This is a genomic window from Aurantimonas sp. NFXS3 (assembly GCF_049132005.1).
Lineage (GTDB): Bacteria > Pseudomonadota > Alphaproteobacteria > Rhizobiales > Rhizobiaceae > Aurantimonas > Aurantimonas coralicida.
Window position 1 is genome coordinate 785,559 of the sequence record NZ_JAGDDZ010000001.1, and the last position, 18,250, is coordinate 803,808.

Sequence of the window (18,250 nt, forward strand, 5' to 3'; positions counted from 1 at the left end):
AGGCCGATGGTCGACGTGTCGAGACTGCCGGATGATCTGACGCCGCCGACCGACGACGGCGGGGCCGCACATCTGGAAGGCACGCGCCTGCCGGCGGTGCCGCTGCCGGCAACGGACGGGACAGCGGTCGACCTGTCGCGTCTGCCCGGCCGCCTCGTCCTCTATGTCTATCCGATGACCGGCCGGCCCGACGCGGCGCTGCCCGAAGGCTGGAACGACTTCCCCGGCGCACGCGGCTGCACGCCCCAGAGTTGCAGCTTCCGTGACCATCATGCCGAATTGCAGGCGCTCGGCGTCGCACGGGTGTTCGGCCTGTCCACCCAGACGATTGACGAGCAGCGCGAGGCGGCCGAGCGACTGCATCTGCCCTATCCGCTGCTGTCGGATGCCGCGGGCGATCTGCGCCGCGCCCTCGACCTGCCGTTCTTCGAACTCGACGGCGGGCTGTATCTGAAGCGCATGGCGATGATCATCACCGACGGGCGCATCGACAAGGTGTTCTACCCGGTGTTCCCGCCCGACCGGAACGCGGCGGATGTCGTCGCCTGGCTGTCCGCCGGGCGCTGACGCGCAGGCGGCGATCATGGCGCACTGGCGCTGACGTTCAGCGCTTCAGGAACGCCGCCGCATTCTCGAACACGTCGTGAAACATCGCTTCGGTCAGCCGGCCGGTATTCGTGTTGTAGCGCGAGCAGTGATAGCTCGAGAACACCGCTATGCCGCCGACCATGTGATGGGCATTGTGCCCGAAGGGGGCCGCCGAGGGGCGTTCGCCCAGCGCGCGGACCGTCGAGTCATGGGCGATGCGGCCCAAGGTCACGACCGCCGCGAGCTTGGGGAAGGTCGCCATCCGACCGGAGAAGAACTGCCGGCAGGTGTTGATCTCGGCACCCACGGGCTTGTTCTGGGGCGGCACGCAACGCACGGCGTTGACGATCGCCGTGTCGATCAGTTCGAGCCCGTCATCGGTGCGGGCGGCGAAGCGGTCATTGGCAAAGCCGTAGCGCGCCAGCGTCGCGTAGAGCAGGTCGCCGGCATAGTCGCCGGTGAATGGCCGGCCGGTGCGATTGGCACCGCGCAGCCCCGGCGCCAGACCGGCGATCAGCAGCCGCACCGCGCCAGCCCCCTTGGGCGGTAGCAGGGTCGGTACCGGGGCATTGTGCCAGTCGGGCTCCTTTGCCCGCCATTCCTCGCGGAATGCGACGAGCCGCGGGCAGAGCGGGCAATCGCGGGAGGGCTCCGCCGGCAGGTTTTCGGGCGCGGGCGTTGAACTCATTTTTCGATCCGGAGCGTCGACGGACGGCGCGGCGCGATGGTGGCGCTCAATAGTCGTCGTCCTCTTCGACGGCCGCGGCGGCTTCCTCGGCCTCGATGCGGCGGGCGATCCGCGCCTCTCGCTCGGCCGGGTCGCGGCCGATCTCGGCCTTCAGGTTCGCCAACTCGATGAAATGGTCGGCCTGGCGCCGCAGGTCGTCGGAGATCATCGGCGGCGAACTGGTCAGGGTGGAGACGACCGACACCTTGCGCCCCTTGCGCTGCAGGGCCGCGACCAGCGAGCGGAAGTCGCCGTCGCCAGAGAACAGGACGAAATGGTCGACGGTGTCGACCAGCTCCATCGCGTCGACGGCGAGCTCGATGTCCATGTTGCCCTTGATCCGGCGCCGGCCGCTCGCATCGGTGAACTCCCGGGCCGGCTTGGTGACGACGCGGTAGCCATTGTAGTCCAGCCAGTCGATCAGCGGCCGGATCGAGGAGTATTCGTTGTCCTCGACGAGGGCGGTGTAATAATAGGCGCGCAGGAGATAGCCGCGGGCCTCGAAGCTGCGCAGCATCTTCTTGTAGTCGATGTCGAAGCCCAGCCCGCGCGAGGCGGCATAGAGATTGGCCCCGTCGATGAAGAGAGCGATCTTTTCGCGTTGATCGAACATGGATGGCTGCTTTCTCGCATGAGGGAGGGCACGCATCCGCAGGCTCGACAGGATGAGCGCAGGCGGCACGAGGGTCTGCGGGCCGGCCGTTTCAGGCCGGCGCCGTCGCCGGTCGGCGACAGCCGGTCAGTTGCGCTTCGCTTATTCTGGCCGCCGCGGCGCTGTCAACGAGGGCAGGGGATAGCGCAGCGTCCGACCCTTGCCGTACGCCCACAAACGGTATATGCGACGCGTTCATCTCTTCGAATTTCAGATACTCAGGAGACAGGCATGGCCCGCGTCACCGTAGAAGATTGCGTCGATAAGGTCGACAATCGGTTCGAGCTGGTCCTGCTCGCCAGCCATCGCGCCCGGCAGATCTCCCAGGGTCAGCCGATCACCATCGATCGCGACAACGACAAGAACCCGGTGGTCGCGCTGCGCGAGATCGCCGACGAGACCCTGTCGCCCGGCGATCTCAAGGAAGACCTGATCCACTCGCTGCAGAAGCATGTCGAGGTCGACGAGCCGGAGCCGGCACCGCAGCCCGCCTCGGCCCCGGCCGAGACCCGCAGCATCGCGGCCACCGCCGAGGCCGGCGACGACGAGCCGGTTTCCTTCGACCGGATGTCCGAGGAAGAGCTCCTCTCCGGCATCGAGGGCCTGGTCCCGCCGGAAAAGACCGACGATTATTAAGCTTTTGGGAATGCCGGCACTTTCGGTCGGCGGCCTCACAGTCTTATATTGAGGGGCGTGCCGTCGTTGACGGCGCGCCCCTTTCTCTTTGCGGACCCGATCCCCAATCCCATGATGCGGCAATATGAACTCGTCGAGAAGGTGGCGGCCTACAAGCCCGATCTCGATGAAGCGCTCCTCAACCGAGCCTATGTCTACGCCATGCAGAAGCATGGCGCGCAGAAGCGTGCGAGCGGCGATCCGTATTTCTCGCATCCGCTGGAGGTCGCGGCGATCCTCACCGACATGCATCTCGACGAGGCGACCGTCGCCGTCGCGCTGCTGCACGACACGATCGAGGACACCGACGCCACCCGCAAGGAGATCGACCAGCATTTCGGCCCCAAGATCGGCCAGCTCGTCGAGGGCCTGACCAAGCTCAAGCGCCTCGACCTCGTCTCCAAGAAGGCGGCGCAGGCGGAGAACCTGCGCAAGCTGCTCCTGGCCATCGCCGACGACATCCGGGTCCTCCTGGTCAAGCTGGCCGACCGCCTGCACAACATGCGCACCCTCGGCCACATGGCGCCGGAAAAGCGGGCCCGCATCTCGCAGGAGACCATGGACATCTATGCGCCGCTGGCCGGGCGCATGGGCATGCACGACATGCGCGAGGAGCTCGAGGACCTGGCGTTCCGGCATGTCAATCTGGAAGCCTACGAGACGATCTCGGCGCGCCTCGAAGAGCTGAACCAGCGCCATGCGTCGCGGATCGCCAGCATCGAGACGGACCTGACCGACCGCCTGCGCGAGAACGGCATCGTCGCCACGGTCAGCGGCCGGCAGAAGAAACCCTATTCGGTGTTCTCCAAGATGCAGCGCAAGGCGCTGTCGCTGGAGCAGCTCTCCGACATCTTCGGCTTCCGGGTGATCGTGGAGACCGAGGAGGAGTGCTACCGCACGCTGGGCATCGTCCACCGCAGCTGGGCGATGGTGCCGGGCCGGTTCAAGGACTACATCTCGACCCCGAAGCAGAACGACTACCGCTCGATCCACACCACCATCGTCGGTCCGTCGCGCCAGCGCGTCGAACTGCAGATCCGCACCCGCCGGATGCACGAGGTCGCCGAATACGGCGTCGCCGCCCACACGCTCTACAAGGACATGGAGGGCGACGGCGACCAGCGCGTCCACCTCTCCAAGGATTCCAACGCCTATGGCTGGCTGCGGCGCACCATCGAGCTTCTGGCCGAGGGCGACAATCCCGAGGAGTTCCTGGAGCACACCAAGCTCGAGCTCTTCCAGGACCAGGTCTTCTGCTTCACGCCGAAGGGCCGGCTGATCGCGCTGCCGCGCGGCGCGACGCCCATCGATTTCGCCTATGCGGTGCATACCGATGTCGGCGACAGCTGCGTCGGCGCCAAGATCGACGGCCGGATCATGCCGGTGGTCACCGAATTGTCGAATGGCGACGAGGTCGAGATCATCCGGGCCAAGGGCGCGACGCCGCCCCAGGCCTGGGAGAACCTGGCGGTCACCGGCAAGGCGCGCTCGGCGATCCGCCGGGCCAACCGCGCCGCCATCCGCCGGCAATATTCCGGCCTTGGCCAGCAGATCCTCGAACGCACCTTCGCCCGCTCGGGCAAGACCTTCTCGCGCGACGCGCTGAAGCCGCTTCTGGCCAAGCTCGGCCAGCGCGAGGTCGAGGACGCGCTGGCGGCGGTGGGCCGCGGCGAGCTGAACTCGGCGGACGTCGTGCGGGCGGCCTATCCGGATTTCCAGGACAGCCGCGTCACCCGCAAGTCACCGCACCGGGAAGAGGACGGCTGGGTCAACCTACGCACCGCCGCCGGCATGATCTTCCGGGTGCCCGGCCGCTCCAAGAAGTCGAAGAAGGGCGGCAAGGCGATCCCCATCCGCGGCGCCGGCGACGACATGCCGGTGAGCTTCGGCCCGGACGGCGCGGTGCCGGGCGACCGCATCGTCGGCATCATCGAGCCGGGCAAGGGGATCACCATCTATCCGATCCAGTCGCCGGCGCTGATCGCCTTCGACGACGAGCCGGACCGCTGGATCGACGTGCGCTGGGACATCGACGAGGCGATGAACGAGCGCTTTCCGGCCCGCATCATGATCTCGGCGATCAACGAGCCGGGCTCGCTGGCCGAGATCGCCGAGACGGTCGCCGCCAACGACGCCAACATCCACAATCTGACGATGGTCAACACGGCGCCGGACTTCACCAAGATGGTGTTGGAGCTGGAAGTCTGGGACGTCCAGCACCTGACCCAGACCCTGCGTCAGCTCCGCGCCAAGCCCTGCGTCTCGGAAGTCGTGCGGGTCAACGGTTGAGCCTGACGGCCAGCCAGCGTATCGAACCGCTGCAACAGCAGCCGAGGAGACCCGTTCATGACCAGTGAGGAAGTGCTCGCGATATTCCGCGAGGCCGGCGCCTATCTGGAAGGCCACTTCATCCTGACCTCGGGGCTGCGCAGTCCGGTCTTCCTGCAGAAGGCCCGGGTGTTCATGCATCCGCATCTGACCGAGCGGCTGTGCAAGGCGCTGGCCGAGCGTATTCGGGAAGAGGTGTCGCCGGCGCCGGACTATGTCGTCGGCCCGGCCATCGGCGGGCTCATCCCGGCCTATGAGACCTCCCGCCATCTCGGCGCGCCGGCGATCTGGGTAGAGCGCGAGAACGGCGTGTTCCGGCTGCGGAGATTCGAGATCTCTCCCGGCGACCGCGTGGTCATCGTCGAGGACATCGTCACCACGGGCCTGTCGATCCGCGAGACCGTGAAATGCCTGCGCGGGCTGGGCGCCGAGGTGCTGGCGGCGGCCTGCATCATCGACCGCTCGGCCGGCAAGGTCGATGTCGGCGTGCCGCTGATCGCGCTGGCCGAATACGAGGTGCCGGCCTATCCGGCCGACGCCCTGCCGCCGGAACTGGCCGCAATTCCGCCGGTCAAGCCGGGTAGCCGCAACCTGTAGCCGACCGGGCGGGACCATCGCCAGCGACAGTGCGGCCTTTCCGCACCGGGCGCAGGCAAGACTGATCGCCGCGATCTGACGCGGATTGGGGAATGCGACCGGAATGTTGTTCAGGCGGCGCCAGCCGGAGAATCTAGCAGCGCGGATCCGCACGATCCTGTGGCCGCGCCGCTCGTTCCGCCGCTCCTTCCGCTATCTGCGCAAGCGGGTGCTGCGGCTGAACGCGACGCCGCATGCCATCGCGGCCGGGGTGGCGGCAGGTGTCGCCTCCTCGTTCACGCCCTTCATCGGCTTCCACTTCCTGCTGGCCTTCGCCATCGCCTATGTCATCGCCGGCAACATGGCAGCCGCGGCGCTGGGCACGGCGGCCGGCAATCCGCTGACCTTCCCGCTGATCTGGGGCATCACCTACGAAACCGGCCAGTTCATGCTGCATGCGCCGCCGGTGCACGAGAAATCGCCCGAAGGGCTGGGTACGGCCCTCGGCCACATGGATTTCATCGCCATCTGGGATCCGGTGGTGAAGCCGATGCTGGTCGGCTGCCTGCCGCTGGGCCTGATCGCCGGGCTGGCCAGCTACGCGCTGGTGTTCTTCACGGCGCGCAGCTTCCAGCGGCGCCGCGCCCGACAGATCATCGCCGGACGGCCGCCGCGCGGTCTGCGCGACCCGGATGCCGCGGGTGGCGACGCCGGACGGGCGGCCTGACAGGCCGCCGCGACGAGGGCGACGGGGCGCGCGTTTGGGCGGCGCGAAGTTTGACGCAGAGCGGATTGCTCCTGTCGGAGCGAGCCGGTAGAAGGCGCGGGCGGCTTTGCCGCGCTGCGATGGGGCGACGAAAGGCGAAGCATGGTCGAGAAGGCCGAACGTAGGGAATCCGGGGGGATCGGCGAGACCCTCAAGGTGATCGTGCAGGCGCTCCTGCTCGCCCTCGTCATCCGCACGTTCCTGTTCCAGCCGTTCTCGATTCCGTCGGGTTCGATGATGCCGACGCTGCTCGTGGGCGACTATCTCTTCGTGTCGAAATGGAGCTACGGCTTCTCGCAATATTCGATGCCGCTGTCGCCGCCGCTGTTCGACGGCCGGGTCATGGCCTCGCAGCCCGATCGCGGCGACGTGGTGGTGTTCCGCAAGCCGCGCGAGGAAGACGTCGACTACATCAAGCGGCTGGTCGGCCTGCCGGGCGACCGCATCCAGGTGGTCGACGGCGTCCTGTCGATCAACGGCAAACCGGTCGAACGCGAGAAGGTCGAGGACTTCGTCGCCGAGGACGGCACGCCGGTGCCGCGCTTCCGCGAGACGCTGCCGAACGGCGTCAGCTACATGACGCTCGATCTCAGCCCGAATTCGGCTGGCGACAACACCCGCGAATTCGTGGTGCCCGAGGGGCATTACTTCATGATGGGCGACAATCGCGACAACTCGCTCGATAGCCGCTTCGACGTCGGCTACGTGCCGTTCGAGAACCTCGTCGGCAAGGCCCAGGTGATCTTCTTCTCGGTGGAGGGCGACGTGTCCCCGCTGGAAATCTGGAAATGGCCGACCGACCTGCGGCCGGGCCGCATCCTGACATGGCTCGGCTGAAGGCGGACAAGCCGCTCGAGGAGCTCGAACGCCGGATCGGCATCACGTTCCATGAAAAGGCGCGGTTCGAGCGGGCGCTGACGCATTCGAGCCTGCGCTCCAGCAAGGGCGGCAAGGGCGAGGGCGAACGCAGCTACGAGCGGCTGGAGTTTCTCGGCGACCGGGTGCTCGGCCTGGTCGTCGCCGAAAAGCTGTTCGACATGTTTCCCGGTGCCGACGAGGGCGAGCTGTCGCTGCGGCTGAATTCGCTGGTCAGCGCCGATACCTGCGCCGAGATCGCCGACGAGCTGGGCCTCTACGAGTTCGTCCGCCATGGCGGCGACCTGAAGAAGCTGAAGAGCGATCGCACCAAGAGCATTCGCGCCGATCTGGTGGAATCGCTGATCGCGGCTATCTATCTGGGTGAGGGGCTCGATACGGCGCGCGACTTCATCGTGCGTTACTGGGGCGGGCGGCTTGGCAAGAGTGTCGCCGCACGCCGCGATGCCAAGACGGCGCTGCAGGAATGGGCGCATACGCGCGGGCCCGTGACGCCGCAATACGAGATCGTCGAGCGCTCCGGCCCCGACCATGATCCACTGTTCACCGTGCGGGTCTCGATCCCGGACGTTGCTCCCGCGGACGGGCAGGGCCGGTCCCGCCGCATTGCCGAACAGGAGGCCGCCACGGCGGTGCTCATTCGCGAATCCGTCTGGAAGGACGACAATTGACCGAAGACGACAACACGACCGGCAACGAGACGACCGAGGCGAGCGCCGCGCCTGCCGCAGAAGGACCGACGCGCTCGGGCTTCGTGGCGCTGCTGGGCGCCCCCAACGCCGGCAAGTCGACGCTGGTCAACCAGCTCGTCGGCACCAAGGTGTCGATCGTCACCCACAAGGTGCAGACCACCCGGGCCCTCGTGCGCGGCATCGCCATGCGCGATCGCACGCAGATCGTTTTCGTCGACACGCCGGGCGTCTTCGCGCCGAAGCGCCGGCTCGACCGGGCGATGGTGCGCACCGCATGGAGCGGCGCCCGCGACGCCGACATCGTGCTGGCGATCATCGACGCCGACCGCGGCATCAACGAGGAGGTCGAGACCATTCTCGAACGCCTCAAGGATGTGAAGCAGCCCAAGGTCCTGCTGCTCAACAAGGTCGACCAGATGCGCCGCGACCGGCTGCTCGGCCTGACCCAGCAGATCACCGAGCGCGGCGTCGCCTTCGACGAGATTTTCATGATCTCGGCGCTGAACGGCTCGGGCTGCGGCGACCTGATGGACTATCTGGCCAAGGCGTTGCCGGAAGGGCCCTGGTACTACCCCGAAGACCAGATCACCGACCTGCCGCTGCGCCAGCTCGCCGCCGAGATCACCCGCGAGAAGCTGTATCTGCGCCTGCACCAGGAGCTGCCCTACAGCTCGCATGTCGAGACCGAGCTGTGGGAGACGCGCCAGGACGGTTCGGTGCGGATCGAGCAGACCATCTATGTCGAGCGGGACAGCCAGAAACGCATCGTGATCGGCCACAATGGCGAGACCATCAAGGCGATCGGTTCGGCGGCCCGCAAGGAGATCACCGAAGCGGCCGACCAGAAGGTGCATCTGTTCCTGTTCGTGAAGGTGCGCGGCAATTGGGGCGACGATCCCGAGCGCTATCGCGAGATGGGGCTGGACTATTCCAGCTGACCGCCTGCGGCCGCTCCTGCCGTCGCGGCGGACCGGTCCGAAGTGCGCTGCGGCGCTGATGTGACATGGAATGGCGTGAGGAAGCGATCGTGCTCGGCGTGCGGCGCCTCGGCGAGACCAGTGTCGTCGCCGAGGTGATGACGCGTGCGCGGGGCCGGCATCTCGGCCTCGTGCGGGGCGGGCGCTCGCGCAAGCAGCAGCCGGTGCTGCAGCCGGGCAATTCCGTCGCCGTCCACTGGCGCGCCCGGCTCGACGAGCATATGGGCGCCTTCGTTCTGGAACCGCTGGAACTGCGCGCCGCCCGGCTGATGGAATCCGGCGTCGGGTTGAACGGCGTGCAACTCGTCGCGGCGCATCTGCGGCTTCTGGCCGAGCGCGATCCCCATGCGCGGCTCTATGACGGGCTGCAGATCATCGTCGATCATCTCGACCGGCCCGAACTCGTCGCCGAACTGATGCTGCGCTTCGAGATCGCGCTCCTGGAGGAGCTGGGCTTCGGCCTCGACCTGGAGCGCTGCGCCGCCACCGGCCAGCGTGACGATCTCGCCTATGTTTCGCCGCGCACCGGCCGGGCGGTCAGCCGCGACGCCGGCGCGCCGTGGCACGACAAGCTGCTGACATTGCCCGCCTTCCTCGCCGATGCCGCCACGGCCAGCGATGCGGAATCGCTGGCGGCGGGGTACCGCCTGACCGGCTATTTCCTTGGCCGCCATGTCTACGAGCCGCGCGGGATCGACGTGCCGGATGCGCGCGCCGGCTTCCTGTCGGCGCTGCGCAAGATCGGAATCGCTGCCTAGTCGCAGTTGGAAGGCTGGCTCAGGCCGGAACCGGCGCCCGCACCACCGGCGCCTCTTGGATCGGCCAGTGGACCAGCGCCGCGACGAGACCCAGCCCGACGCCGAGCCACCACACCGGATCGTAGGAGCCGGCGACGGCATAGAGATAGCCGCCCAGCCAGACGCCGAGGAACGAGCCGATCTGGTGGGACAGGAAGACGAGGCCGCCCAGGAGCCCGAGATAGCGTGTGCCGAACATGATCGCGACGAGGGCGTTGGTCGGCGGCACGGTGGACAGCCACAACAGGCCCATGACCACGGCGAAGACCACCACCGTCAGCGGCGTGATCGGCGTCAGCAGGAAGATCGTCACCGCGATCGACCGGCCGACATAGATCAGCGCCAGGAAATGCGGCTTGGAATAGCGCTGGCCGATGAGGCCCGAGGCGATCGAGCCGATGATGTTGAAGAAGCCGATCAGCGCCAGCGCCGTGACCGCCCAGACCGGGGCGATGGCCTTGTCGGCGAGATAGGCCGGGAAGTGGGCGGTGATGAAGGCGACCTGGAAGCCGCAGACGAAGAAGCCGGTGGTCAAAAGCACGTAGCTCTTCGTCGCGAAAGCCTCGCGCAGCGCCGCACCCATGGTCTGCTCGATCTCCGCCACCAGGCTGGAATGGCCGCGCGTGGTGCGGCTGTTGCCGCGCAGGGCGAAGGCGAAGAGCGGCACCAGCAGCATCATCGCCGACAGGACCAGAAGCGAATCCGACCAGCCGAAACGGTCGATCAGTCCCTGGCTGAGCGGCGCGAAGACGAACATGCCGGCCGAGCCGGCGGCGGTGCCGAGGCCGAAGACGAAGGAGCGCTGCTCGGCCGAGACCCGCCGCGCGAAGGCCGCGAGCACGATGCCGAAGGAGCCGGCGGCGACGCCCAGCCCGACGAGGACGCCCGAACCGATGGTCAGCCAGAGCGGCGTTGACGCGACGGCGGTGATGGCCAGGCCCGCGGCATAGAGGAAGCCGGACAGGACCAGCACCTTGGCGGTGCCGAAGCGATCGGCGATGGCGCCGAACAGCGGCTGGCCGGCGCCCCAGAAGAGGTTCTGGATGGCGATGGCGATGGCGAAATCCTCGCGGCTCCAGCCATTGTCGGTGAGCATCGGGATCTGGAAGAAGCCGATCGCCGAGCGCGGCCCGAAGGTGAGAAGCGCGATCAGGCAGCCGGCGGCAATCGCCAGCCATGGCGTCCGGTCGGCGCTCGCGGTCGTCGTCGTCGCGCTCATCTCGTCATCCCCGCATCGGTTCGCTGCCATTACTAGACCCGGCGCATCGCCCGTGAAACCGCGTTTCCGTGATCGCAGCGATCACCGGCGCTGATCGGTCGCCCACAAGTCCGGTCCCGCAACCGGTTGCGACGGCTTTCGCTCGCGCCCCGCAGACGATAAAAGCCGCGGCCAGACGGTGGGGAGGACTGCGTGCAGGTACATAGCGAGATCGGATCGATGCGGGCGGCGCTGGCGGAATGCCGGGCCCGGGGCGAGAGCGTCGGCGTGGTGCCGACCATGGGCTATCTCCATGCCGGCCATCTGAAGCTCGTAGAGCGGGCCTGCGCCGAGAACGACGTCGTGGTGGTGACGATCTTCGTGAACCCGACCCAGTTCGGGCCGAACGAGGATCTCGACGCCTATCCGCGCGATCTGGAACGCGACCTCGCGCAGCTGGCGGCGTTCGCCGGCGTCCAGGTGTTCGCGCCGACGGTGGCGGAAATGTATCCGCAACCCTTGCAGACATCCGTCGATCTCGCGCCGCTCGGCCAGATCCTGATCGGCGCGGCGCGGCCGGGGCACTTTCGCGGCGTCGCGACGGTGGTCACCAAGCTGTTCAACATCGTCCAGCCGGACCGGGCCTATTTCGGCGAGAAGGACTACCAGCAGCTCACCGTGATCCGCCGCATGGTCGCCGACCTGTCGTCGCCGGTCGCCATCGTCGGCGTGCCGACGGTGCGGGAGGCCGACGGTCTCGCCATGTCGTCGCGCAATGTACGGCTGACGCCTCAGGACCGCGACGCGGCCGTGGTGCTGGCGCGGGCGCTGGACCGGGGCGAGGCGCTGCTGCGGGCCGGTGCCGCCGAGCCGGAGCCGGTGCTGGCGGCCATGCGGGAGATCATCGCCGCCGAGCCGCGCGCCGATCTCGCCTCGCTGGACATTCGCGACGCGGCAAACCTCGATGCGGTGACGGCGATCGACGACCGGCCGGTGGTGATCCTGGTGACCGCCCGCTTCGGCGACGTGCTGCTGATCGACCAGCGCGTCGCAGAGAAAGCGCAAGGGCGTGAAACGGGAGGGCAGGCCGCATGAGCACGCCGGTTCGCACGACCCGCCTAACGGCGCCCGCCATTGCCGGCCGCAAGGGCGCCACCCCCATCGTGGCCCTGACGGCCTATAACGCGACCATGGCGGCTCTGGTCGATCCGCATGTGGATTTCATCCTGGTGGGCGACAGCCTCGCCATGGTCGAGCACGGCATGGCGTCCACCCTCGGCGCCTCGCTGGAACTGATGATCGCCCATGGCCGGGCCGTGGTCTCAGCGACGGAGAAGGCACTGATCGTCGTCGACATGCCCTTCGGCAGCTACGAGGCGAGCCCGCAGGAGGCGTTTCGCGCGGCGGCGACGGTGATGGCGGAGACCGGCTGCGGCGCGATCAAGCTGGAAGGCGGCCAGCACATGGCGCCGACCATCGCCTTCCTCGTCGAGCGCGGCATTCCGGTGATGGCCCATGTCGGCCTGACGCCCCAGGCGGTGAACGCCATGGGCGGGTTTCGCAGCCAGGGCCATGACGACTCCGCGCGCGACCGCATCCTTGCCGACGCGAAGGCGGTCAGTGACGCCGGCGCCTTCGCCGTGGTGCTGGAAGGCATCGTCGAGCCGCTGGCCGAGACGATCACGGCCGAGATCGCGGCGCCCAGCATCGGCATCGGCGCCTCGGCAGCCTGCGACGGCCAGATCCTGGTGCTGGAGGACATGCTCGGCCTGACGCCGCGCGTGCCGCGCTTCGTCAAGCGCTACGGCGCGCTCGGCGAGGCCGCCAGCCAGGCCATCGCGGACTATGCCGATGAGGTGCGCAGCCGCAGCTTCCCGGGCCCCGACCACGTCTACAAGCCGCGGGGCTGACGCCGCCGCTCGTCGATCAGAGCGTCAGCGGCAAGATGAAGGGCGTGCCCGAAAAGGCGTCTTCGCCGCGGCCGATGGCGCGGATGGCGGAAACCATGCGGCCGCCGCGCTGCAGCTTGTCGTCGGCGAGGGCGACGAGGCGCGGATTGGGGGTGGCGGACGGCGCCCGCCTGCGCAGCTCGTTCGCCAGCGCCTCTTCCTGAAGATCCGGATTGATCGACAGCGCCAGGATATAGGCGGCGGCGGTGGAGCGGCTGATGCCGGCCCAGCAATGCACCGCCAGCGGCGTGTCGCGGCGCCAGCGCGTGCCGAAGTCCAGCAACTGGTCGAGATGGTCGACGGTCGGGGCCGTCAGCCCCTCGATCGGCTCGGCGATGTCGTTGAAGCCGAGGAACAGATGCCGGTCCGGCGCGATGCCGGACGGCCGGTCGACCCGCGTGTCGGCGTTGATCAGCGTGACCAGATCCTGGGCGCCATGGCTGGCGACCGTGGCGGGTAGTTCGGCGAGGGACGAGACGACGAGATAGGACATGGGTCCACATATCGCGCCGGGATGCGCCGATGTCACCCCTGCCGCGACGCTTTGGCCGGGGCCCGGTCGCTGGAGCCGGCCGCGCCGGCCAGCGCGGCGTCGAGTTCGGCGAAGCGCCTGAGGAAGGCGGCTTCCGTCGCCGCGGTCGGGACGGGGGCAAAATCCGCGGCATCGAGCAGCGCCGCGCCGGGCTTGCCGAAGAACTGCGCCGCCTCGCGCTCGTCGAAGCCGGCAAGCAGCGTCGCCTCGTGATAGGCCGACAGCCGGTCGGCGGCCTTGATCGCCTTCTCGACGGCGGCGGGCAGCGTCGCCGGCAGGGAGAAGCGCAGATGCAGCGCCGCCTGCAGGCGTTTTTCCACCAGCTTGTAGTCGCCGCCCATGACGCTCTTGAAGGGCGAGATCATGTCGCCGATCACATATTCCGGGCCGTCATGCAGCAGCGCGGCAAGGCGCCAGCGCGGATCGGGCTCGCGGCGCGCGACGATCGCCTCGACGATCAGCGAATGCTGGGCGACGGAAAAGGCGTGATCGCCGCGGGTCTGGCCGTTCCAGCGGGCGACACGCGCCAGGCCATGGGCGACGTCCTCGATCTCGATGTCGAGCGGGGAGGGATCGAGCAGGTCGAGCCGGCGGCCCGACAGCATGCGCTGCCAGACGCGCTGCGGTTTCGCGTCGGTGCGGCTCATGCCTCGCTTCCGGCGGTCTCGCCATCGGCGCCGGCGGGTTCGGGCAGGGCGAAACCGGCCCAGGGCGGGATCGTCGCCGTCACCGGCACGCCGTCGGCCGACAATTCGTCGCCGCGCGACAGGGCGCCGGCCAGCCGGTCGATCCGCAGGAAGCCGAAGCCCTCGGTGCCGTCGGCCGACAGGACGGTGCCGATGGTCTTTCCGCCGGCCTCGATGTTGGAGCCGGGCGTCAAATGCCGTTCGCCGGCCAGCAGCATCAGCCGCCGCCGCGCGGTGCCGCGGTGCTGCATGCGCGAGACGACCTCCTGGCCGACGAAGCAGCCCTTGCGGAAGGACACGCCGCCATTCTGGTCGAACAGCACGTCATGCGGGAAGACGTCGGAGCCGGGATAGTCGGTCTCCGCCTCGGCGATGCCGGCGCGGATGCGGCGCAGGCGGTAATCGTCGGCGGAGGCCTCGGCGAGCCCTTCCGGCGGAGTGCCGTAGAGCCGCGCCATCTCGCCCTCGGGGAAACGGCGATCGGCATGAAGTTCGGCGGCGGTGAGGTCGGGCTCTTCCCACACCGCATGGACCGGCAGGTCGGGCGATTCGATGCCGATCTTGGTGCGCAGGCGGTAGAGGGTCAGGCGCTTCTTCAGATCGGCGGCGGCGCTTGTCGCCACATCGATGCGCAGCCCGTCGGCCTGTTTGCCGATGAGGAATTCGAACAGGATCTTGCCCTGCGGCGTCAGCAGCGCGCAGGGGCGCATCTCGCCTTCGGCCAGACTGTCGAGGTCGGCGGTGACGAGGTTCTGCAGAAAATGATGGGCGGCCTCCCCGGTGACGGCAAGGAGGCTGCGCTCCGGCAGGCGGGCATAGGGCATGGACGGCTCGCTTGTGTGATCCTGCCTGTTTACGTAAGCCGGGCACTCCAGAGGGACAAGCACGGAACGACGCCATGGGAACGAGTGCCAGCAACGCCGCGACCTTCGACACGGTTCTCAAGGGCGGCATCGTCGTCAACCAGGACGGCGCCGGTGAGCGCGACGTCGGTATCGTCGACGGGCGCATCGCCGCGATCGGCACGCTGGACGCGGCATTGGCCGGCGAGGTGATCGACTGCACCGGGCTGCACATCCTGCCCGGCGTCATCGACAGCCAGGTGCATTTCCGCGAGCCGGGCGCCACCCACAAGGAAGACCTGGAGACCGGATCGCGCGCCGCGGTGCTGGGCGGCGTCACCTGCGTCTTCGAGATGCCGAACACCAATCCGCTGACCACCAGCGAGGAAGCGCTCGCCGACAAGGTGGCGCGCGGCCGCCACCGGATGCATTGCGACTTCGCCTTCTGGGTCGGGGGTACCCGCGAGAACGCCGCCGACGTCGCCGAGCTGGAACGGCTGCCGGGCGCGGCCGGCATCAAGGTGTTCATGGGCTCGTCGACCGGCTCGCTGCTGGTCGAGGACGATGACGGCGTGCGCGAGATCCTGCGCCGCACCCGCCGCCGCGCCGCCTTCCATTCCGAGGACGAGTTCCGGCTGCGCGACCGCGCCGACCTGCGGGTCGAGGGCGATCCGGCGTCGCATCCGGTCTGGCGCGACGAGGTGGCGGCGCTGCAATGCACCGAGCGGCTGGTCGGCATTGCCGAGCAGGTGGGCGCGCGCATCCACGTGCTGCACATCTCTACGGCCGAGGAGATCGTCTATCTCGCCGGGCACAAGCGCAACGTTACCTGCGAGGCGACGCCGCATCATCTGACCATGAGTGCCGAGGATTACAGCCGGCTCGGCACCAAGCTGCAAATGAACCCGCCGGTGCGCGACGCACGCCACCGCGACGGCATCTGGCACGGCATCGCGGCCGGCGTCGTCGACGTTCTCGGCTCCGACCATGCGCCGCACACGCTGGAAGAGAAGCTCGCAATCTATCCGAAATCGCCCTCCGGCATGACCGGCGTGCAGACCCTTGTGCCGATCATGCTCGACCATGTCGCCAATGGCCGCCTGTCGCTTGCCCGCTTCGTCGACCTGACTTCGGCCGGCCCGCAGCGGATCTTCGGCCTGTCGCGCAAGGGGCGCATCGCGCTCGGCTACGATGCCGACTTCACCGTCGTCGACCTGAAGCGCGACGCCACCATCACCGACGACTGGATCGGCTCGCGCTCGCAATGGACGCCCTATGACGGCAAGGCGGTCACCGGCTGGCCGGTGGGCACGCTGGTGCGCGGCCGTCGGGCCATGTGGGAGGGCGAGCTTGTCGCGCCGTCGACCGGCGAGCCGGTGGAGTTCGTCGAGACCCTGGCGCCGCTCGGCGGCCGGGGCTGAGGCGGCCAGGGCTGAGGCGGCCGGGGGCCGTCTGTCGTCCCATGGCTTGGCATCCGTCAGCGACTTCCTAAGTCCGCACGGTGCAGACGCCACGGATCAAGGAGACGGCCATGCAGGACGAGGCGAACGGCCCCGCCCCACAATTCGACGAGGAGACGCTGGCGCTGGCCGCCATGGTCTTCCAGGCGGCGCGCGGCGGCGACGCCGTCGCCATGGCCGACTTCCTCGACAAGGGCCTGCCGCCCAATCTGCGCAACGAGAAGGGCGACAGCCTGCTGATGCTGGCGAGCTATCACGGCCATGTCGAACTGACGGAACTGCTGCTGAAACGCGGCGCCGATCCGTCGCTGGTCAACGATCGCGGCCAGACACCGCTGGCCGGCGCCGCCTTCAAGGGCGAGGCGGAGATTGCGCGGCTGCTTCTCGACCATGGCGCCGCCATCAACGGCAGCGGGCCGGACGGGCGCACGCCGCTGATGATGGCGGCGATGTTCAACCGCACCGAGATGGTCGATTATTTCCTGGAGCGCGGCGCCGATCTCGAGGCTCGCGCCGCGGACGGCGTCGACGCGCTGGGCGCGGCCAAGGCGATGGGGGCGCAGGAGACGGCAGCGCAGCTTGAACGGCTGATGGCGGCGAAAGCCGGCTGACCGGCCGGAGACGCTAAAGGCTCAGTCGCCGGCGACGAAGAATTCCAGCCGGCCCTCGGGCGAGATGCCGACCCGGTAGAAATTATAGGCGCCGAATTCGCGCATGTTCCGGTAGTCGCCGGCGGTCACCAGTTCGAACAGCTCGACCAGTTGCGGCTTGGTCAGCGAATCCATCGGCTGCTGGGTGAAATAGGGCCAGACATAGATCTCGTTGTCGGTGTCCGGCTCCATCCGGGCATAGCCCGACTGCAACACTTCCAGGAGGATGGCGAGGATCTCGATCCCTTCGCCGTCGCCGGAGGCCGATTTCAGGAAGGCGATCGGGTCCTCGCCGCCCTGGCCGAAGGACAGGACCGTGCCGTGGTCGCCGCGTTCGATATAGGGCGCCAGCTTCTCGATCTCGCCGCTTCTGGCCACGGCCATCAGCCGGGCCCGCAGGTCGCGGACCGGGCGCGGCAGCCCGGCATCGCCATAGGCGACTTCCGAGGCGAGAGCCGCGCTCGGCGCCCGTTCGGTCTGGTAATTGGTGGTTGCGCCGTCCGGCCTTGCCCGCGCCCCGTCCTGACGCGGGGTGCCGGGGCCGGGACGATCGGTGGCATCGGCCGGCGCCTCGCCGGCGGGCCTCGGTTCACGCCGGCGTTCGGGCCCTTCGGCGGGCGCCGGACGTGTGTCGCCCGGCTCGACCTCGTCTTCCGGCGACAGCGGCACTTCGCCGGCATCGGTGCCTTCGCCCGGTCCCTGCGGCCGGCCGGACTCCGTCTCGCTGGCCGGCGCATCCGTCAGCGGCGGTAGCGGCACCGCGATGATGCCTTCACGTGAGCCGGAGCGGCCCTCGACGGGGTCGATCTGCGACAACGCCAGCGCGTCGCCGGCGACGAGGGTCGCCAGCGCGAAGAGAGCAGTGCTGAGGGCAAGGGTCAGGCGCGTCGGCACGACGGACCTCCGCTGCGTTGGACGATGGGGTGCGGTAAAATATCCGGACCGCGGGGAGGGCAGAGGCTACTGGATGATCCGGTCGGGACGGAATTCACCATATTCGATGCGCTGGCGCAGGGTCTCGACCATTTCGAGGACGTCGTCCTCGCCATGGCGGCGCACCAGCTCGGTGAGGGCGGTGGCAATGGCAGTCTCGGCGAGGATCTCGGCCTCGATGCCGTCGGAAATGCCGTCGGCCCAGGCTTCGTTGTGATACTCGAATGCGACTTGCTTCTTTTCGGCCTGGATCATTTCGTCCAGTTCGGCGCTCTGCAAATCGATCATTCCGATTCCCTCAATTCCAGCCATGCGGCTTCACGTCCCGTTAAGGTCCTAGCACGAT

The 18,250-nt window shown here is 68.3% G+C and carries 21 protein-coding genes; 13 read left to right on the plus strand and 8 right to left on the minus strand.

All coding sequences use genetic code 11. The features are described 5' to 3' along the window. Positions 1-6: 6 nt before the first annotated feature. A complete protein-coding gene (locus tag J3367_RS03510; protein ID WP_024348684.1) occupies positions 7-567 on the plus strand; it encodes a peroxiredoxin in 561 nt (186 codons plus the stop codon). 37 nt (positions 568-604) lie between these two features. Here J3367_RS03510 and J3367_RS03515 read toward each other — a convergent pair whose 3' ends face one another. Together J3367_RS03515 and J3367_RS03520 are read right to left on the minus strand one after the other, a co-directional pair. Next, positions 605-1,276, minus strand: coding sequence for a uracil-DNA glycosylase (locus tag J3367_RS03515; protein WP_024348683.1), 672 nt, complete (start codon positions 1,274-1,276; stop codon positions 605-607). A 46-nt stretch (positions 1,277-1,322) separates the two neighbouring features. Continuing rightward, positions 1,323-1,928: an NYN domain-containing protein gene (locus tag J3367_RS03520; RefSeq protein ID WP_009208949.1), complete on the minus strand. Its 606-nt coding sequence runs from the start codon at positions 1,926-1,928 to the stop codon at positions 1,323-1,325. A gap of 270 nt (positions 1,929-2,198) precedes the next feature. On the opposite strand from J3367_RS03520, the gene rpoZ reads away from it, so the two are divergent. The 8 genes from rpoZ (at position 2,199) to recO (ending at position 9,615) form a co-directional block, all read left to right on the plus strand. Then, complete coding sequence (gene rpoZ, locus J3367_RS03525; protein WP_024348682.1) at positions 2,199-2,603, plus strand: DNA-directed RNA polymerase subunit omega; 405 nt, start codon at positions 2,199-2,201, stop codon at positions 2,601-2,603. A 111-nt stretch (positions 2,604-2,714) separates the two neighbouring features. Then, positions 2,715-4,931: a RelA/SpoT family protein gene (locus tag J3367_RS03530; protein ID WP_024348681.1), complete on the plus strand. Its 2,217-nt coding sequence runs from the start codon at positions 2,715-2,717 to the stop codon at positions 4,929-4,931. Positions 4,932-4,988: 57 nt separating this feature from the next. Next, positions 4,989-5,567, plus strand: coding sequence for an orotate phosphoribosyltransferase (pyrE, locus tag J3367_RS03535; protein WP_024348680.1), 579 nt, complete (start codon positions 4,989-4,991; stop codon positions 5,565-5,567). 103 nt (positions 5,568-5,670) lie between these two features. Further along, positions 5,671-6,273 carry a DUF2062 domain-containing protein gene (locus tag J3367_RS03540; RefSeq protein WP_024348679.1) on the plus strand — a complete coding sequence of 201 codons (603 nt, stop codon included), beginning with the start codon at positions 5,671-5,673 and terminating at the stop codon, positions 6,271-6,273. Between the two features lie 141 nt (positions 6,274-6,414). Further along, on the plus strand, positions 6,415-7,149 hold the full coding sequence (lepB, locus tag J3367_RS03545; RefSeq protein ID WP_024348678.1) for a signal peptidase I: 735 nt from the start codon (positions 6,415-6,417) through the stop codon (positions 7,147-7,149). Then, positions 7,137-7,859: a ribonuclease III gene (gene rnc, locus J3367_RS03550; RefSeq protein WP_029702499.1), complete on the plus strand. Its 723-nt coding sequence runs from the start codon at positions 7,137-7,139 to the stop codon at positions 7,857-7,859. Before lepB ends, rnc begins: the two co-directional genes overlap by 13 nt. Beyond that, entirely contained in the window at positions 7,856-8,818 is a 963-nt protein-coding gene (gene era / locus J3367_RS03555) for a GTPase Era (RefSeq protein WP_024348676.1), read from the plus strand. Before rnc ends, era begins: the two co-directional genes overlap by 4 nt. A gap of 65 nt (positions 8,819-8,883) precedes the next feature. Further along, positions 8,884-9,615, plus strand: a complete 732-nt coding sequence (gene recO / locus J3367_RS03560; RefSeq protein ID WP_024348675.1) for a DNA repair protein RecO — start codon at positions 8,884-8,886, stop codon at positions 9,613-9,615. 19 nt (positions 9,616-9,634) lie between these two features. On the opposite strand, the gene J3367_RS03565 is transcribed toward recO, so the two are convergent. Beyond that, positions 9,635-10,873, minus strand: coding sequence for an MFS transporter (locus J3367_RS03565; RefSeq protein ID WP_024348674.1), 1,239 nt, complete (start codon positions 10,871-10,873; stop codon positions 9,635-9,637). Between the two features lie 192 nt (positions 10,874-11,065). Here J3367_RS03565 and panC point away from each other — a divergent pair, with 192 nt between their 5' ends. Both panC and panB read left to right on the plus strand, forming a co-directional pair. Continuing rightward, complete coding sequence (panC, locus tag J3367_RS03570) at positions 11,066-11,947, plus strand: pantoate--beta-alanine ligase (RefSeq protein WP_024348673.1); 882 nt, start codon at positions 11,066-11,068, stop codon at positions 11,945-11,947. Further along, complete coding sequence (gene panB, locus J3367_RS03575) at positions 11,944-12,762, plus strand: 3-methyl-2-oxobutanoate hydroxymethyltransferase (RefSeq protein ID WP_421460199.1); 819 nt, start codon at positions 11,944-11,946, stop codon at positions 12,760-12,762. The genes panC and panB overlap by 4 nt, the downstream gene beginning before the upstream one ends. Before the next feature lie 16 nt (positions 12,763-12,778). On the opposite strand, the gene J3367_RS03580 is transcribed toward panB, so the two are convergent. From J3367_RS03580 to J3367_RS03590, 3 genes are read right to left on the minus strand one after another with little or no spacing between them, the layout of a single operon-like run. Continuing rightward, positions 12,779-13,294 carry a tyrosine phosphatase family protein gene (locus tag J3367_RS03580; protein WP_024348672.1) on the minus strand — a complete coding sequence of 172 codons (516 nt, stop codon included), beginning with the start codon at positions 13,292-13,294 and terminating at the stop codon, positions 12,779-12,781. Positions 13,295-13,326: 32 nt separating this feature from the next. Continuing rightward, positions 13,327-13,980, minus strand: a complete 654-nt coding sequence (locus tag J3367_RS03585) for a YfbR-like 5'-deoxynucleotidase (protein WP_024348671.1) — start codon at positions 13,978-13,980, stop codon at positions 13,327-13,329. After that, positions 13,977-14,843, minus strand: a complete 867-nt coding sequence (locus J3367_RS03590) for a YgfZ/GcvT domain-containing protein (RefSeq protein ID WP_024348670.1) — start codon at positions 14,841-14,843, stop codon at positions 13,977-13,979. The genes J3367_RS03585 and J3367_RS03590 overlap by 4 nt, the downstream gene beginning before the upstream one ends. A gap of 74 nt (positions 14,844-14,917) precedes the next feature. Here J3367_RS03590 and J3367_RS03595 point away from each other — a divergent pair, with 74 nt between their 5' ends. Further along, positions 14,918-16,282 (plus strand): dihydroorotase, encoded by a 1,365-nt coding sequence (locus J3367_RS03595; RefSeq protein WP_029702497.1) that lies wholly within the window; start codon positions 14,918-14,920, stop codon positions 16,280-16,282. Positions 16,283-16,392: 110 nt separating this feature from the next. Further along, on the plus strand, positions 16,393-16,932 hold the full coding sequence (locus tag J3367_RS03600; protein ID WP_024348668.1) for an ankyrin repeat domain-containing protein: 540 nt from the start codon (positions 16,393-16,395) through the stop codon (positions 16,930-16,932). Between the two features lie 21 nt (positions 16,933-16,953). On the opposite strand, the gene J3367_RS03605 is transcribed toward J3367_RS03600, so the two are convergent. Together J3367_RS03605 and J3367_RS03610 are read right to left on the minus strand one after the other, a co-directional pair. Continuing rightward, positions 16,954-17,865, minus strand: a complete 912-nt coding sequence (locus J3367_RS03605; protein ID WP_024348667.1) for a hypothetical protein — start codon at positions 17,863-17,865, stop codon at positions 16,954-16,956. Between the two features lie 66 nt (positions 17,866-17,931). Then, positions 17,932-18,192, minus strand: coding sequence for a hypothetical protein (locus tag J3367_RS03610; RefSeq protein WP_035694394.1), 261 nt, complete (start codon positions 18,190-18,192; stop codon positions 17,932-17,934). Positions 18,193-18,250: the final 58 nt, after the last annotated feature.

What these genes read in the sequence shown, in the direction of transcription:
- panB (WP_421460199.1), top strand. Translation starts at nt 11,944, where the DNA reads ATGAGCACGCCGGTTCGCACGACCCGCCTAACGGCGCCCGCCATTGCC.
- recO (WP_024348675.1), top strand. Translation starts at nt 8,884, where the DNA reads ATGGAATGGCGTGAGGAAGCGATCGTGCTCGGCGTGCGGCGCCTCGGC.
- rpoZ (WP_024348682.1), top strand. Translation starts at nt 2,199, where the DNA reads ATGGCCCGCGTCACCGTAGAAGATTGCGTCGATAAGGTCGACAATCGG.
- J3367_RS03600 (WP_024348668.1), top strand. Translation starts at nt 16,393, where the DNA reads ATGCAGGACGAGGCGAACGGCCCCGCCCCACAATTCGACGAGGAGACG.
- lepB (WP_024348678.1), top strand. Translation starts at nt 6,415, where the DNA reads ATGGTCGAGAAGGCCGAACGTAGGGAATCCGGGGGGATCGGCGAGACC.
- J3367_RS03520 (WP_009208949.1), bottom strand. Translation starts at nt 1,928, where the DNA reads ATGTTCGATCAACGCGAAAAGATCGCTCTCTTCATCGACGGGGCCAAT.
- J3367_RS03580 (WP_024348672.1), bottom strand. Translation starts at nt 13,294, where the DNA reads ATGTCCTATCTCGTCGTCTCGTCCCTCGCCGAACTACCCGCCACGGTC.
- J3367_RS03540 (WP_024348679.1), top strand. Translation starts at nt 5,671, where the DNA reads ATGTTGTTCAGGCGGCGCCAGCCGGAGAATCTAGCAGCGCGGATCCGC.
- J3367_RS03590 (WP_024348670.1), bottom strand. Translation starts at nt 14,843, where the DNA reads ATGCCCTATGCCCGCCTGCCGGAGCGCAGCCTCCTTGCCGTCACCGGG.
- J3367_RS03565 (WP_024348674.1), bottom strand. Translation starts at nt 10,873, where the DNA reads ATGAGCGCGACGACGACGACCGCGAGCGCCGACCGGACGCCATGGCTG.
- J3367_RS03610 (WP_035694394.1), bottom strand. Translation starts at nt 18,192, where the DNA reads ATGATCGATTTGCAGAGCGCCGAACTGGACGAAATGATCCAGGCCGAA.
- rnc (WP_029702499.1), top strand. Translation starts at nt 7,137, where the DNA reads ATGGCTCGGCTGAAGGCGGACAAGCCGCTCGAGGAGCTCGAACGCCGG.
- pyrE (WP_024348680.1), top strand. Translation starts at nt 4,989, where the DNA reads ATGACCAGTGAGGAAGTGCTCGCGATATTCCGCGAGGCCGGCGCCTAT.
- J3367_RS03530 (WP_024348681.1), top strand. Translation starts at nt 2,715, where the DNA reads ATGATGCGGCAATATGAACTCGTCGAGAAGGTGGCGGCCTACAAGCCC.
- J3367_RS03510 (WP_024348684.1), top strand. Translation starts at nt 7, where the DNA reads ATGGTCGACGTGTCGAGACTGCCGGATGATCTGACGCCGCCGACCGAC.
- J3367_RS03595 (WP_029702497.1), top strand. Translation starts at nt 14,918, where the DNA reads ATGGGAACGAGTGCCAGCAACGCCGCGACCTTCGACACGGTTCTCAAG.
- J3367_RS03585 (WP_024348671.1), bottom strand. Translation starts at nt 13,980, where the DNA reads ATGAGCCGCACCGACGCGAAACCGCAGCGCGTCTGGCAGCGCATGCTG.
- J3367_RS03515 (WP_024348683.1), bottom strand. Translation starts at nt 1,276, where the DNA reads ATGAGTTCAACGCCCGCGCCCGAAAACCTGCCGGCGGAGCCCTCCCGC.